At 59.4% G+C, this 15,588-nt stretch carries 13 protein-coding genes; 8 read left to right on the top strand and 5 right to left on the bottom strand.

What is annotated here, in order from left to right:
* Positions 1-77 precede the first annotated feature (77 nt).
* Positions 78-896: a pyruvate, water dikinase regulatory protein gene (locus EXW71_RS08210; RefSeq protein WP_123715403.1), complete on the bottom strand. Its 819-nt coding sequence runs from the start codon at positions 894-896 to the stop codon at positions 78-80.
* 179 nt (positions 897-1,075) lie between these two features.
* Here EXW71_RS08210 and ppsA point away from each other — a divergent pair, with 179 nt between their 5' ends.
* From ppsA to EXW71_RS08170, 8 genes are all read left to right on the top strand, one after another.
* The gene (ppsA, locus tag EXW71_RS08205; RefSeq protein WP_123715404.1) at positions 1,076-3,451 is read left to right on the top strand and encodes a phosphoenolpyruvate synthase; all 2,376 of its coding nucleotides are present in this window, start codon (positions 1,076-1,078) and stop codon (positions 3,449-3,451) included.
* A 106-nt stretch (positions 3,452-3,557) separates the two neighbouring features.
* Positions 3,558-4,547 (top strand): alpha/beta fold hydrolase, encoded by a 990-nt coding sequence (locus EXW71_RS08200; protein ID WP_134657008.1) that lies wholly within the window; start codon positions 3,558-3,560, stop codon positions 4,545-4,547.
* Positions 4,548-4,777: 230 nt separating this feature from the next.
* The gene (rraA, locus tag EXW71_RS08195; RefSeq protein WP_123715406.1) at positions 4,778-5,269 is read left to right on the top strand and encodes a ribonuclease E activity regulator RraA; all 492 of its coding nucleotides are present in this window, start codon (positions 4,778-4,780) and stop codon (positions 5,267-5,269) included.
* A 24-nt stretch (positions 5,270-5,293) separates the two neighbouring features.
* Complete coding sequence (locus EXW71_RS08190; protein WP_123715407.1) at positions 5,294-6,289, top strand: zinc transporter ZntB; 996 nt, start codon at positions 5,294-5,296, stop codon at positions 6,287-6,289.
* Positions 6,290-6,375: 86 nt separating this feature from the next.
* Complete coding sequence (locus EXW71_RS08185) at positions 6,376-6,621, top strand: hypothetical protein (protein WP_060756224.1); 246 nt, start codon at positions 6,376-6,378, stop codon at positions 6,619-6,621.
* A gap of 2 nt (positions 6,622-6,623) precedes the next feature.
* Positions 6,624-7,448, top strand: coding sequence for a mechanosensitive ion channel domain-containing protein (locus EXW71_RS08180; RefSeq protein ID WP_017527459.1), 825 nt, complete (start codon positions 6,624-6,626; stop codon positions 7,446-7,448).
* An 87-nt stretch (positions 7,449-7,535) separates the two neighbouring features.
* Positions 7,536-8,126, top strand: coding sequence for an RNA polymerase sigma factor SigX (gene sigX / locus EXW71_RS08175; RefSeq protein ID WP_034120675.1), 591 nt, complete (start codon positions 7,536-7,538; stop codon positions 8,124-8,126).
* A gap of 107 nt (positions 8,127-8,233) precedes the next feature.
* On the top strand, positions 8,234-9,217 hold the full coding sequence (locus EXW71_RS08170; RefSeq protein WP_123715408.1) for an OmpA family protein: 984 nt from the start codon (positions 8,234-8,236) through the stop codon (positions 9,215-9,217).
* Between the two features lie 59 nt (positions 9,218-9,276).
* On the opposite strand, the gene cobA is transcribed toward EXW71_RS08170, so the two are convergent.
* Genes cobA through nirB form a run of 4 tightly spaced genes read right to left on the bottom strand, consistent with a single transcriptional unit; the run spans position 9,277 to position 15,506 of the window.
* Entirely contained in the window at positions 9,277-10,020 is a 744-nt protein-coding gene (cobA, locus tag EXW71_RS08165) for a uroporphyrinogen-III C-methyltransferase (RefSeq protein WP_134657007.1), read from the bottom strand.
* A 10-nt stretch (positions 10,021-10,030) separates the two neighbouring features.
* Positions 10,031-12,739, bottom strand: coding sequence for a nitrate reductase (locus EXW71_RS08160; RefSeq protein ID WP_134657006.1), 2,709 nt, complete (start codon positions 12,737-12,739; stop codon positions 10,031-10,033).
* Positions 12,739-13,056 carry a nitrite reductase small subunit NirD gene (nirD, locus tag EXW71_RS08155; protein WP_134657005.1) on the bottom strand — a complete coding sequence of 106 codons (318 nt, stop codon included), beginning with the start codon at positions 13,054-13,056 and terminating at the stop codon, positions 12,739-12,741. The genes EXW71_RS08160 and nirD overlap by 1 nt, the downstream gene beginning before the upstream one ends.
* Positions 13,053-15,506 carry a nitrite reductase large subunit NirB gene (gene nirB / locus EXW71_RS08150; RefSeq protein WP_134657004.1) on the bottom strand — a complete coding sequence of 818 codons (2,454 nt, stop codon included), beginning with the start codon at positions 15,504-15,506 and terminating at the stop codon, positions 13,053-13,055. Before nirB ends, nirD begins: the two co-directional genes overlap by 4 nt.
* Between the last annotated feature and the right edge of the window lie 82 nt (positions 15,507-15,588).

Raw genomic sequence — 15,588 nt, 5'->3', positions numbered from 1 at the left:
GTGAGCGGGTTTGCCGAGCGCCGTTGCTACGGCGGCTCGACAAGCTCGCTCACTACAATCGCTTGCGGCAAAAGCGCTTACTTGAAGCGCCGCTCCACACCTTTCTCCACCAGAATCTTCGCGGAAATCTCTTCCACCGAGAAATGCGTGGAATTGATGTGCGCAATATTCTCGCGACGGAACAGGTTTTCCACTTCGCGCACCTCGAACTCACACTGGGCATAGCTGGAGTAGCGGCTGTTAGGCTTGCGCTCGTTACGAATGGCCGTGAGGCGGTCCGGGTCGATGGTCAGGCCGAACAGTTTGTGCTGGTGCGCACGCAGGGCTGCCGGCAGCGTCAGGTGTTCCATATCCTCTTCGGTCAGCGGGTAGTTGGCCGCGCGGATGCCGAATTGCATCGCCATGTACAGGCAGGTTGGGGTCTTGCCGCAGCGGGACACGCCCACCAGGATCAGGTCGGCCTTGTCGTAGTAGTGCGTGCGGGCGCCGTCGTCGTTGTCGAGGGCGAAGTTCACCGCCTCGATACGCTCCATATAGTTGGAGTTGTGCCCGATGGAATGGGATTTGCCCACGGAGTACGAGGAGTGTTCACTCAGCTCTTGTTCGAGAGGCGCCAGGAACGTCGAGAAGATATCGATCATGAAACCATTCGAAGTCGCCAGGATCTCACGAATATCCTGATTCACGATGGTGTCGAAAATGATCGGACGGAAACCGTCTTTTTCAGCCGCCAGATTGATTTGTTGTACCATGGCCCGCGCTTTATCCACGCTGTCGATATAGGGCCGCGTGAATTTGGCGAAGGTAACGTTTTCGAACTGCGCAAGCAGGCTTTGACCCAGTGTCTCGGCGGTGATACCCGTGCCGTCGGAAATAAAGAAAGCAGATCGTTTCATTTGAGCCCTGGGCCTTAAGCTGGTGGCGAATCTTGGATATGATAGGCGCGATTTTGCCGTCCCGCAGTGGGCCGCATTCTCACTTATTTTCCAGGTCCAGGCCACAAGCGCAGGCGTTTGCTCTTATATGAGCCGCCGGCGTCCTGAGCTTTTCCAACACAGTTAGTGGAGAGATCACCTTGGTAGAGTACGTAGTTTCCCTCGATAAGCTCGGCGTCCATGATGTAGAGCACGTAGGGGGCAAGAACGCATCCCTCGGCGAGATGATCAGTAATCTTGCAGGCGCTGGTGTGTCGGTGCCCGGTGGTTTCGCCACCACGGCCCAGGCTTACCGCGATTTCCTCGAACTGAGCGGCCTCAATGCTCAGATCCACGCCGCGCTGGATGCCCTGGACGTCGACGACGTCAACGCCCTGGCCAAGACCGGTGCCCAGATCCGCCAATGGATCATGGAAGCCGAGTTCCCCGAGAAGCTTAACGAAGAAATCCGCACCGCCTTCGCCACCCTGTCGGCCGGTAACCCGGACATGGCGGTCGCCGTGCGCTCCTCGGCCACCGCCGAAGACCTGCCCGACGCCTCGTTTGCCGGCCAGCAGGAAACCTTCCTGAATATCCGTGGCGTGGAAAACGTCATTCGTGCAGCCAAGGAAGTGTTTGCCTCGTTGTTCAACGATCGCGCCATTTCCTACCGCGTACACCAGGGGTTCGACCACAAGCTGGTGGCCCTGTCTGCCGGTGTGCAACGCATGGTGCGTTCGGAAACCGGCACTGCCGGCGTGATGTTCACCCTGGACACCGAATCCGGCTTCCGTGACGTGGTGTTCATCACCGGTGCCTACGGCTTGGGCGAAACCGTCGTACAGGGCGCGGTCAACCCGGACGAATTCTACGTACACAAGGGCACCCTCGAAGCGGGCCGCCCGGCCATCCTGCGCCGCAACCTGGGCAGCAAGGCCATCAAGATGATCTATGGCGACGAGGCTAAAGCCGGTCGCTCGGTGAAAACCGTTGAAGTCGACAAGGCCGAGCGTGCACGTTTCTGCCTGACCGACGCAGAAGTCAGCGAACTGGCCAAGCAGGCGATGATCATCGAGAAGCACTACAAGTGCCCGATGGACATCGAATGGGCCAAGGACGGTGACGACGGCAAGCTGTACATCGTGCAGGCCCGCCCGGAGACCGTGAAAAGCCGCACGTCGGCCAATGTCATGGAACGCTACCTGCTCAAGGAAACCGGCACTGTGCTGGTGGAAGGCCGTGCCATCGGCCAGCGTATCGGCGCGGGCAAGGTACGGATCATCAAGGACGTGTCCGAAATGGACAAAGTCCAGCCAGGCGACGTACTGGTTTCCGACATGACCGACCCGGATTGGGAACCGGTGATGAAGCGCGCCAGCGCCATCGTGACCAACCGTGGCGGGCGTACCTGCCACGCGGCGATTATCGCCCGTGAGCTGGGGATTCCTGCCGTGGTGGGGTGTGGCAACGCCACCCAGTTGCTCAAGGACGGCCAGGGCGTGACCGTATCCTGCGCCGAAGGCGACACCGGCTTTATCTTCGAAGGCGAGCTGGGCTTCGACATCAAGCAAAACTCCATCGACGCCATGCCCGAGTTGCCGTTCAAGATCATGATGAACGTCGGCAACCCTGATCGCGCTTTCGATTTCGCACAATTGCCGAACGCCGGTGTGGGCCTGGCCCGCCTGGAGTTCATCATCAACCGCATGATCGGCGTGCACCCCAAGGCCCTGCTGAACTACGACGGCCTGCCGCTGGAACTCAAGGAAAGCGTCGACAAGCGCATCGCCGGCTACAACGACCCGGTGGGCTTCTACGTCGATAAGCTGGTCGAAGGTATCAGCACCCTGGCCGCGGCGTTCTACCCGAAAAAGGTCATCGTGCGTCTGTCGGACTTCAAGTCCAACGAATACGCCAACCTCATCGGCGGCAAGCTCTACGAGCCGGAAGAAGAAAACCCGATGCTGGGCTTCCGTGGCGCCTCGCGTTACATCAGCGAAGCCTTCCGTGACTGTTTCGAACTCGAATGCCGCGCCCTCAAGCGCGTGCGCAACGAGATGGGCCTGACCAACGTCGAGATCATGGTGCCTTTCGTGCGCACCCTGGGCGAGGCGAGCCAGGTCGTCGACCTGCTGGCTGAAAACGGTCTGTCCCGTGGCGAAAACGGCTTGCGCGTGATCATGATGTGCGAGCTGCCGTCCAACGCCATCCTGGCCGAAGAGTTCCTGGAGTTCTTCGACGGTTTCTCCATCGGCTCCAACGACCTGACCCAGCTGACACTGGGCCTGGACCGTGACTCCGGGATCATCGCCCACCTGTTCGACGAACGTAACCCGGCAGTCAAGAAGCTGCTGGCCAATGCCATCGCCGCCTGCAACAAGGCCGGCAAGTACATCGGCATCTGCGGTCAGGGCCCTTCGGACCACCCGGACCTGGCCAAGTGGCTGATGGAGCAGGGCATCGAAAGTGTCTCGCTGAACCCCGATTCCGTGTTGGAAACCTGGTTCTTCCTGGCTGAAGGCCAAGCGCCCGTCTAAGGTCGATACGTCAAAAGTGCCGGTCACTCGTTGAGGGTGACCGGCATTCTTATCTGTACAGGGCGGGAATCCTTGCGGACGCCGCCCTTTTTTGTGCAAGAGCATTATGCAAAGCAGCAGCAATCTATTTCCCGTCGCCCTGATCAGCGCCGAGCGTCGTGGCGACCTGAGTGAAGATGTGTACCGCCTCAAGCCCGGCAATAGCCCGGACGGCACTGTCGAGCTGGCCGTGACCCGCCTGGGTCTGGCTGATGTCCCGGAAAACCGGGGCATGCCGATTATTTTGTTGCACGGTAGTTTTTCCAATCGGCGCTTCTGGTACTCGCCCAAAGGTATCGGCCTGGGTGCCTATTTGGCACGTCAGGGGTTTGATGTGTGGATTCCGGAAATGCGTGGTCATGGTCTGTCCAAGCGCAACCACGACTATGCCAAGAACCGTGTCGCCGATTATGCGCGCTACGATGTGCCGGCCATTGGCGCATTCGTGCGTGAGCAAAGCGGGCAGATTCCGCACTGGATCGGGCATTCCCTGGGCGCTACGACCCTGGTGGCGGCCCTTGGCGGCCAGCATTTGGGCGCGCCGGCGGCTGCTTCGGTGGCGTTGTTTGGCTGTCAGGTCAGCCGCACGTATTGGCCGTTGAAAATCCCGGTGGTGGAGTGGGGCGGACGCCTGATTTTGAAGCGTCTCGGTCAGCTGTCCGGCCCAAGGCTCAAGCGCGGCCCGGAAGACGAACCCGTAGGTGTCATGATTGAAAGCATGCGCTGGCATGGCCTGTTCGGCCGCTTTGGCGATGCCGACCGCGACTGGTGGAAAGGCTTGGCCGAGGTTGATGTGCCACTGCTGGCTGTGAGCGCTGCGGGCGATCAGCAGGATCCGGATTGGGCCTGCCGCAAGCTGTTCGAGCAGGTGGGCTCCGAGCATCGCCAGTACCTGTGCCTGGGGCGCCAGCAAGGTTTTACCAGCGATTTCGGGCATGTGGAGATGCTGGTCAGCAAGCCCGCGCAGGCCGAGGTCTGGCCATTGGTGGCGCGCTGGTTGAGAGATCCGCTGACACCTTTGTTCGGTGTACAGTCCGAAGTTGAAGCCGTGGTTTGACGAAGCGCTCTGCCAAGGGCGTTTCACTTGTGAATGGTTGCGGCTAAGATATGACGCATTAAACGCTTCTGGTCATATTCAGTCGCGCAACGGGTATTGCGTTGCAGCCAGCCGGGTCTGATCATGGCCGCCGTCAACCGGGCAGCCCTTAAAGAATGCCTGTTGTGACGCGTTTTCCTGATGTACACCGTGGGATGTTGAACCTCTACTTTGCCGACAGGAGTTTCTCGATGAACCATTATGTGACCCCCGACCTGTGCGACGCCTACCCGGATTTGGTGCAGGTGGTTGAGCCGATGTTCAGCAACTTCGGCGGGCGAGACTCCTTTGGCGGCGAAATCGTCACCATCAAATGCTTCGAAGACAACTCCCTCGTGAAAGAACAGGCCGACCTGCCAGGTGCCGGCAAGGTGCTGGTGGTCGACGGTGGCGGTTCTCTGCGTCGGGCGTTGCTGGGCGATATGATTGCCGAGAAAGCCTCGAAAAACGGTTGGGAAGGGCTGGTGATCTACGGCTGCATCCGTGACGTCGACGTTATCGCCCAGACCGACCTGGGTGTGCAGGCTTTGGCGACGCATCCGATGAAGACCGACAAGCGCGGCATTGGCGACTTGAATGTGGCGGTGACCTTTGCAGGTGTGACCTTCCGCCCGGGTGAGTACATCTACGCCGACAACAACGGTGTGATTGTGTCGCCCAGCCCACTGAAAATGCCCGAATAAACCGCAGTAGCCATAGGGGTCAGGATGTTCGAGGAAGAAAACGCGCAATGGGGGTTGGTACATGCCCTGGTGCTGGACGGTAAAGGCGGTGCGCGTTGGATTGCCCGGACTGAGCTCGACGATTTGCAATTGCAGCCCCAGGAAAGCCTGTGGCTGCATTGGGATCGCAGTCATCCCCAGACTCAGACCTGGCTGCGTAAATCCAGTGGTTTGAGCGAGTTTGCCTGTGACCTGCTGCTGGAGGAGAACACGCGTCCGCGCCTGTTGCCGTTGCCGGATGCCCAATTGCTGCTGTTTTTGCGTGGGGTGAACCTCAATCCCGGTGCCGAGCCGGAAGATATGGTCTCGGTGCGCATTTTTGCGGCGGCCGACCGGGTCATTTCCCTGCGTCTGCGGCCGTTGCGCGCCACCGATGAGCTGTTGGTGCAGCTGGCTGAGGGCAATGGGCCGAAAACTGCGTCTGAGCTCATCCTTTATATGGCGCAATACCTGACCAATAAAGTGCAGGATCTGGTCACTGACCTCTCTGAGGTCGTCGATTCCGAGGAAGAAAAGCTCGATGCCGACGAACGGTATACTCCGGAGCACGGCAGCGTCTTGCAGATTCGCCGACGCGCAGCCGGGCTCAAGCGTTTTCTGGCGCCGCAACGGGATATTTTCGCGCAGCTGACGCGCATCAAATTGCCCTGGTTTTGTGACGACGACGCTGACTACTGGAACGAATTACACAACAGTCTGACGCGTTATCTGGAAGAGCTCGAATTGACCCGAGAGCGCGTGGGGCTTGTGCTTGAGACCGAAGACCGGCGATTGAGCGTGCGCATGAACCGCACGATGTACCGCTTCGGGATCATCACCGGAATTTTTCTGCCGATGAGTTTTTTGACCGGCCTGCTGGGGATCAATGTGGGCGGCATACCGTTTGCGGGAAACCCTTACGGATTCGCGATTGCCTGCCTGATGATGGTGGCCGTTGCATTGGGACAATGGTGGCTTTTTCGACGTTTACGTTGGGTTTAACCTGAATATGACCTGAATATAAGAAAGGTCTTATGTGACCTCAAGAATTTTACCCTCGTCTTTTAAAACACTTGCGAGAGGTCTTTATGCACGATCCGTTCGAACAGTCTTTGCGTGACATGCTCAATGCATCGCCGTCCAACCGTGACGACGACGCCTGCCTGGGCCGCGTTTTGAAAACCGCCAACCGTCAGGTTGGGGCGGGTGACCTGTTCGGTCTGTTGGGTCGCTGGTTGCCGGCGCTGATGATGGCCCTGAACAATGGTTCGGCCCATGTGTCGCCGGTTTCCCGTCGTGAACCTCTTGCTCGCACTGCTGATAAGGCTGATTGAATATGGAACTTGATCTCTGGACCCAGAGCCTGGTCACTGCGATGACCGCACTATGGACCAAGGTGGCGAATTTCATTCCCAACCTGTTTGGTGCCCTGGTTCTGGTCCTGCTGGGCTTTGTCGTGGCCAAGTTGCTCGACACCCTGCTGTCCAAATTGCTCGCTAAACTGGGGCTGGACCGATTGATGGCAGGCACTGGCCTGACCAAACTGCTGGGTCGCGCCGGGCTGCAAGTGCCGATCTCCACATTGATCGGCAAGATCGTTTATTGGTTCGTTTTGCTGATTTTTCTGGTTTCTGCGGCGCAATCCCTTGGACTTGAGCGAGTTTCAGCTACGCTCGACATGCTGGCGCTGTATTTGCCGAAGGTTTTCGGCGGCGCGCTGGTGTTGCTGGTAGGCGTTTTGCTGGCGCAACTTGCCAATGGGCTGGTGCGCGGAGCGGCTGAAGGCGTGGGCCTGGACTATGCGGCGGGCCTGGGGCGTATCGCTCAGGGGCTGGTGATAATCATCAGTATTTCTGTCGCAATCAGCCAGTTGGAGGTCAAGACTGACCTGCTAAACCACGTGATTGTGATTGTTTTGATTACCGTTGGTCTGGCTGTTGCGTTGGCAATGGGGTTGGGAAGCCGGGAAATCGCGGGTCAGATTCTTGCGGGAATCTATGTACGTGAGCTGTATCAGGTTGGGCAGCACGTGCGTGTGGGCGAGGTTGAAGGGCAGATCGAGGAGATCGGCACGGTCAAGACGACGGTGCTGACCGATGATGGCGACCTGGTGTCGCTGTCCAATCGGATTCTCCTGGAACAGCAGGTCAATAGCCGCTAATCCGGCAAATCCTGCTAATGTACGCCGCCGCGAACCCGGCTGACCGGATTGCGGCGGACATTGACCTGACTGTCGGCACGACTTGTTTTGAATAAAGCCCAAACGCTGTCCACGCGCTATGACCCCCGTGAGCTCTCTGATGAGGAGTTGGTCGCGCGCGCACACACGGAGCTGTTTCACGTAACACGTGCGTACGAAGAATTGATGCGCAGGTATCAACGCACTCTGTTCAACGTTTGTTCAAGGTATTTGGGGAACGATAGAGATGCGGATGATGTCTGTCAGGAAGTGATGCTCAAGGTGCTGTACGGCCTGAAGAACTTCGAGGGCAAATCGAAGTTCAAAACCTGGCTCTACAGCATCACGTATAACGAATGCATCACGCAGTATCGTAAGGAGCGGCGAAAGCGTCGGTTGATGGACGCTTTGAGTCTTGACCCCCTTGAGGAAGCGTCTGAAGAGAAGGCGCCGGCACCCGAGGAGAAGGGCGGACTTGATCGCTGGTTGGTGCATGTGAACCCGATTGACCGCGAAATTCTGGTGCTACGATTTGTCGCAGAGCTGGAGTTTCAGGAAATCGCTGACATCATGCATATGGGTTTGAGTGCTACAAAAATGCGTTACAAACGTGCTCTTGATAAATTACGTGAGAAATTTGCGGGCGAGACTGAAACTTAGTGCGTGGCAAATATCTCTTACGTGTAGGCAAGTTCTGTTAGACTTGTCGCCGAGTTGTCCCCCGGTTTGTGGGACTGCTTTACAATCACCAGATGGGGATTTAACGGATGAAACTGAAAAACACCTTGGGCTTGGCCATTGGTACTCTTATTGCCGCTTCTTCTTTCGGCGCACTGGCACAAGGCCAAGGCGCAGTTGAAGGCGAGCTGTTCTACAAGAAGCAGTACAACGATAGCGTTAAGCACATCGAAGACGGCTTCAACCCTGGCGCTCGCATCGGTTACTTCCTGACCGACGACCTGTCCTTGAACCTGTCCTACGACGCTACCAACCACACCCGTTCGAACGACGGTACTGGTAACCAGAAGATCAAAGGCGATACCGGCAGCCTGGTTGCCCAGTATCACTTCGGTCAAGCTGGCGTAGACAGCCTGCGTCCATACGTAGAAGGCGGTTTCGGTCACCAGAGCCGTACCAACGTCAAAGTTGACGGCCACAGCGGTCGCGACCAGTCCACCCTGGCCATCGCTGGCGCCGGCGTGAAGTACTACTTCACCAACAACCTGTACGCTCGTGCCGGTGTTGAAGCTGACTACGCACTGGACAACGGCAAGTGGGACTACTCCGCACTGGTTGGTCTGGGCGTGAACTTCGGCGGTAACGCTGGCGCAGTAGCTCCAGCTCCTACCCCAGCACCAGCTCCAGAGCCAACTCCAGAGCCAGAAGCTCCAGTTGCTCAGGTTGTTCGTGTTGAGCTGGACGTTAAGTTCGACTTCGACAAGGCCGTTGTTAAGCCTAACAGCTACGCCGACGTGAAAAACCTGGCTGACTTCATGAAGCAGTACCCTAACACCACCACCGTGGTTGAAGGTCACACTGACTCCGTAGGTCCAGACGCTTACAACCAGAAGCTGTCCCAGCGTCGTGCTGACGCTGTTAAGCAAGTTCTGGTCAAAGACGGTATTGCTCCTAACCGTGTAAGCTCGGTTGGTTACGGCAAATCCCGCCCAGTTGCTGACAACGCAACTGAAGCTGGTCGTGCTGTTAACCGTCGCGTAGAAGCCTCGGTTGAAGCTCAAGCTGCTCAGTAATTACTGAGTAGTAGAAAAAAACCCGGCTCAGGCCGGGTTTTTTTCGCCTGGAATTTGCCTCAGGCGCTGGCTGATACGGCAATGCAGGCCGGCTGCGCAGCGGCGGTAACACGGCCGATCACCAGGATCGCCGGGCTCTTCAGGGCGAATGCCTGCGCATCCCGTTGCATTCGCGCCAGTGTGCTGCGGCATGCACGCTGTTGGGGCAGCGAGGCGTTTTCAATCATCGCCACCGGCATATCGGCGGCCATGCCACCATTGAGCAATTGCTGACGAATCTCCTCCAGCTTCGCCACTCCCATGTACACCACCAACGTCGTCCCTCCCTCGGCCAGTGCCCGCCAGTTCAGGCTGCTGTCGTCCTGGGTATGCGCCGTGACCAGCGTTACGCCACGGCTTACACCGCGCAAGGTCAACGGAATAGCGCAATTCGTCGCACCCGCCAGCCCCGCCGTGATTCCGTTGACCAATTCCACGTCAACACCGCGCTCGCGCAACCACACCGCCTCTTCACCACCCCGGCCAAAAATGCACGGATCGCCCCCTTTGAGCCGAACCACGCATTTTCCCTGGCGCGCATAGCGCAGCATGAGCCGGTGAATAAAATCCTGGGGCGTCGACCGGCAGCCGCCGCGCTTGCCGACGGTGATCACCCGCGCGTCGAGGCAATGCTCCAGCACCTGCGGGTTGACCAGATCATCGATCAGTACCACATGTGCCTCACGCAAGGCCCGCACCGCCTTGAGGGTCAACAGTTCCGGATCACCAGGCCCTGCGCCCACCAACCAGACTTTTGCGTTCATGTTCTTCTCCTCACACATTGATGGCGAATGGCTGCGGGTGGCCGGCCAAAAGACGTTTGATTTCGGGCACGCAAGAGCCGCATTGAGTACCGCAGCCCAGTTCTTGTTTGAGCGCCTCCAGGCTGAGGCCGCGGGCGATGCCGGCGCACACCGCGTTTTCGCTGACGTTCTTGCAGTTGCACAGGATCTTGAGGCTGGCCGCCGTGCCACCGGGCGGTGCACTTAACGGGGCCAGCAGCCACCGGCGTAATTGATCATCTGCGCGGCCTTCCAGCCACAGGCTTTGCAACCAGTGCCGCGCCAGGGTTTCACCCGCCAGGCGCAGCGCGGTAATACGGCCTTTCTCGATCTTCACGCGTTTGCCGATCGAGCGGCGTGGGTCGTCATAGGCCATGACGGGGCCGTCGTTGAGCCCGAGAAGTTCGTCGATACGGGTCAGCAGTGGCAGGCCGGGCGCCTCGCCATGTGCCGCACGCACCAGCAGCGCCGGTCGTTCACGGCCGACCAAACTCAAGCTGACGTAGGCAAAGTCCTCACACAGTGGGCGCAGCGCCTCGAAGTGTTGTTGCACATTTCCTTCGATCAGCGCGAACAGCTGCCACGGCAGGTGTACGGCCTCCAGACGCACGCCACTGTGCTTGAGCTCCGGCTGTTTCGATAAAGGATCAAACGCCGGCTGCGTAAGGGTGTTTACGCCACCCTTGAGAAAGCGATCGCCCCAATGCATGGGCAGGAACGCTTGGCCTGGGCGCACGCTGTCATCGCTGCTGACAGCGACGATCACACTGCCGCGACGGCTTTTCAGGCTGACCAGATCACCTTCCTTGAGGCGATAGCGGCGTAATTCATCCGGGTGCAGGCTCAACAACGCTTCACTGACGTGTCCAAACAACTGTGCCGCCGTGCCGGTGCGGCTCATGCCATGCCACTGGTCCCGCAGGCGGCCGGTGATCAGGGTCAGAGGGAAGCGTGCGTCGCGTTGCTCCTTGGCCGCGCGATAAGGATCAGCGACAAACTGCGCGCGACCGCTATCGGTTGGAAACACACCGTTGCTGTACAGACGCGTGGTTCCGGATTGCGCGCCCATCGGAAACGGCCATTGCTGCGGCCCGATCCGGTCGAGCAGGGCATGGCTGATACCCGACAGGTCGAGGTCACGGTTGCGCGTCAGCCCTTTGTATTCGTCAAAGATCTGTGCCGGTTGTTCGAACGCAAACAGGCTGCTCAAGCCAGGCCGCAATCGCTGCTCCAGACGCTGCGCGAAATCCACGGTGATTGCCCAATCGGGTCGCGCTTCTCCCGGTGGGGCGATGGCTTGGCGCACGTGGGAAATACGTCGCTCGGAGTTGGTCACGGTGCCTTCCTTTTCTCCCCAACTGGCGGCGGGGAGGAGTAAATCGGCATAGGCGGCCGTCTCCGTGGTGCGAAAGGCTTCCTGCAGTACCACGAACGGGCAGGCGGCCAAGGCTGCGCGTACGCGGTTCTGGTCCGGCAGCGATTGCGCAGGGTTGGTACAGGCAACCCACAGTGCCTTGATTTTGCCGGTCTGGATTTGCTCAAACAGTTCGATCGCGGTCAGCCCGGTTGGCTGCGGCAACGAATCAATCCCCCAATACGCGGCGACTTCAGCCCGATGCTCCGGGTTGGCCGCCTCACGATGGCCCGGCAGCAAATTCGACAAGCTGCCGGTTTCGCGCCCGCCCATGGCGTTGGGTTGGCCGGTCAGGGAAAACGGCCCGCAGCCCGCTCGGCCAATCGTCCCGGTGGCCAGGTGCAGGTTGATCAATGCGCTGTTTTTCGCGCTGCCGGCGGTGGATTGGTTCAGCCCCATGCACCACAGCGACAGGAAGCTGCCGCTGGTGCCCACCCATTGCGCACACAGGTGCAGTTGCTCAACGCTGATCCCGCACAACTGCGTGACCATCTGCGGCGTGTAGTCATGCACCAGCCGCTTCAGCTCCGCCAATCCGTCGGTATGTGCCTGGATAAAGTCGCGGTCGATCCAGTCTTCCCACAGCAATAGATGCAAAATCCCATGGAATAACGCCACATCCGTACCCGGCAAAATCGCCAAGTGCAGGTCGGCCAGGTCGCAGGTGTCTGTGCGTCGAGGGTCGATCACCACCACTTTCATCTGCGGGCGTCGCGCCTTGGCTTCTTCCAGGCGTCGGAACAGCACCGGATGGGCGTAGGCCATATTGCTGCCGACGATCATGACGCAGTCGCTGCTCTCCAGGTCTTCATAGCTGCACGGCGGTGCGTCGGCGCCCAGGCTGCGTTTGTAGCCGACCACCGCCGAAGACATGCACAACCGAGAGTTGCTATCGATGTTATGGGTGCCCACCAACCCCCGGGCCAGCTTGTTGAAGCTGTAATAGTCCTCGGTCAGCAATTGTCCGGAGATATAGAACGCTACGCTGTCCGGCCCGTGCTCGACGATCGTGTCGGCGAACACATTGGCGGCGTGTTCCAGGGCCGTGTCCCAATCGGTGCGCGCACGGGCCAGGTGTTTGCCCAGGCGCAGTTCGGGGTACAAGGCGCGGGCGGCCAGGTCGCCGGTCAGGTGCAGGCTGGAGCCTTTGCTGCATAACTTGCCAGAGTTGGCCGGGTGGCTCGGATCGCCTTGCACACCCAGGATCTGTACGCCATCGTGCTCGATCAGCACGCCGCAACCCACCCCGCAATAACAGCAGGTGGACGCGGTGACCTGGCGGTTCATCAACCTGCGTCCCGCAGGGCCAGCATCACACGGCCGTTTTCCACGCGGGCGAGGTGATGGTGAGCGCAGCCGACATCCGGCGCCTGGGCTTCGCCGGACGCCAGGTCGATCTGCCAGTTGTGCAACGGGCAGGCCACGCGTTTGCCGTAGATCAAGCCTTGGGACAGTGGCCCGCCTTTATGCGGGCAACGGTCGTCGAGGGCGAACACTTCATCGTCACTGGTACGAAAAATCGCAATATCGCCTTTCGGCCCTTGGATGATGCGCGAGCCCAGTGCGTTGATTTCATCGAGGGCACAGATATCCAGCCAGTTCATGCCGGCACCTCCAGCTGTTTGACGGGGATGATCTCGAATTCCTTTTTCAGCTGTGGCTGCTCCAGGCGTTCCTTCCACGGGTCCTGTTCGAACGACAGCGAAAATTGCAGGCGCTCATTCAACGCTTGGCGTCGGGCCGGGTCTTCCAATACGGCTTTCTTGATGTGCTCCATGCCTACCCGTTGCAGGTAGTGCACTGTGCGTTCCAGGTAGAAGGCTTCTTCGCGATACAGCTGCAGGAAGGCGCCGTTGTACTCGCGGACTTCTTCGGCGGTTTTCAGCTTGACGAAGAACTCCGCGACTTCGGTCTTGATCCCGCCGTTGCCGCCGATATACATCTCCCAACCGGAATCGACGCCGATGATGCCTACGTCCTTGATGCCCGCTTCCGAGCAATTGCGTGGGCAACCGGACACCGCCAGTTTGACCTTGTGCGGCGACCACATGTTGAACAGGTCATGCTCCAACTCGATGCCCAACTGTGTGGAGTTCTGCGTACCGAAGCGGCAGAACTCGCTGCCCACGCAGGTCTTCACGGTGCGGATGGATTTGCCATAGGCGTGGCCCGACGGCATGTCGAGGTCTTTCCATACGCCCGGCAAATCCTGTTTCTTGATGCCGAGCAAGTCGATGCGTTGGCCGCCGGTGACCTTGACCATCGGCACGTTGTACTTGTCGGCCACATCGGCGATACGGCGCAGCTCCGACGGATTGGTCACACCGCCCCACATCCGCGGTACCACGGAGTAGGTGCCGTCTTTCTGAATGTTGGCGTGGGCACGTTCGTTGATCAGGCGCGATTGCGGGTCGTCCCGGGCCTCGCCGGGCCAGGTCGAGATCAGGTAATAGTTCAACGCCGGGCGGCAGGTGGCGCAGCCGTTGGGCGTGCGCCAGTTCAGGTAGATCATGGTGCCGGCGATGGTCAGCAGGTGCTGGTCGCGGATGGCCTGGCGGATTTGCCCGTGGTTGAGGTCGCTGCAACCGCAGATGGCTTTTTCACTTTTGGGTTTGACATCGGCGGCGCCGCCCACGGTGTTGATCAGGATCTGTTCCACCAACCCGGCGCAGGAACCGCAGGAACTGGCGGCCTTGGTGTGTTTTTTCACCTCGTCGACGCTGAACAGCCCGTGTTCCTGAATCGCCTTGACGATGGTGCCCTTGCACACTCCGTTGCAACCGCAGACTTCGGCGGTGTCGGCCATGCTCATGGCTTTGTCCTGGCCTTGATGGCCTACGTCACCTAAAGCATTTTCTCCGAACATCAGGTGATCGCGAATCTCGCCGATGGCGTGGTTCTCACGGATCTGCCGGAAATACCAGCCACCGTCAGCGGTGTCGCCGTACAGGCAGGCGCCGACCAGGATGTCGTCCTTGATCACCAGCTTCTTGTACACGCCGCCAATCGGGTCGGAGAGGGTGATGGTCTCGGTGCCTTCGCCGCCCATGAAGTCGCCGGCTGAGAACAGGTCGATACCGGTGACTTTCAGCTTGGTCGATGTGACCGAGCCTTTGTAAGTGGCAAAGCCGAGTTGGGCCAGGTGATTGGCGCAGACCTTGGCCTGTTCGAACAGCGGTGCTACCAGGCCGTAAGCGGTGCCACGATGGTTGGCGCATTCGCCGATGGCATAGACGCGCGGGTCATAGGTTTGCAGGGTGTCGTTGACCAGTATTCCGCGATTGCACGGGATGCCGGATTTTTCCGCGAGTTCGGTGTTGGGGCGGATGCCGGCAGCCATCACCACCAGGTCGGCCGGGATGATGTCACCGTTCTTGAACTGCACCGAGCCGACCCGACCGTTGCCGGCGTCGTGCAGGGCCTGGGTCTGTTCGCAGAGGCGGAATACCAGGCCACGGTTCTCAAGTTCGGTTTGCAGCAACTGGCCGCTGGTCTTGTCCAGTTGCCGCTCCAGCAGCCATTCGCCGATATGCACCACGGTCACGTGCATGCCGCGCAGCATCAGGCCGTTGGCGGCTTCCAGGCCGAGCAGGCCTCCGCCGATGACCACCGCGTGCCTGTGGGTCTTGGCGGCGTCGATCATGGCTTGGGTGTCGGCGATATCGCGATAGCCGATGACGCCCTGCAAGGTGTTGCCGGGGATCGGCAGGATAAACGGCGTGGAGCCGGTGGCGATCAGCAGGCGATCGTACTCGGCCTCGGTGCCGTCCTCGGCGATGACGATGCGTTTGACGCGATCGATCTGCACCACTTTTCGGTTGAGCAGCAGCTTGATGTCATTATCCAGGTACCAGCTCAGGTCGTTGAGTACGATCTCTTCGAAGGTCTGTTCACCGGCCAGCACCGGCGATAGCAGGATGCGGTTGTAATTGGGGTGCGGCTCGGCGCCGAACACGGTGATGTCGTACAGCTCGCTGCTCAGCTTGAGCAATTCTTCCAGGGTACGAACCCCGGCCATGCCGTTACCGATCATGACCAATTTGAGTTTTTTCATGTCGTTCTCCGCAATGGCTCGACAAATCGTGCGCAAAAAAAAAGCGCCCCCGCCAGTGATCTAGCGAGGACGCCTTTGTCCG

Source organism: Pseudomonas sp. BCA17, assembly GCF_004519405.1.
GTDB lineage: Bacteria > Pseudomonadota > Gammaproteobacteria > Pseudomonadales > Pseudomonadaceae > Aquipseudomonas.
The sequence above is the reverse complement of the archived record's forward strand: the minus strand, read 5'-3'. Positions and strand labels throughout refer to the sequence as shown.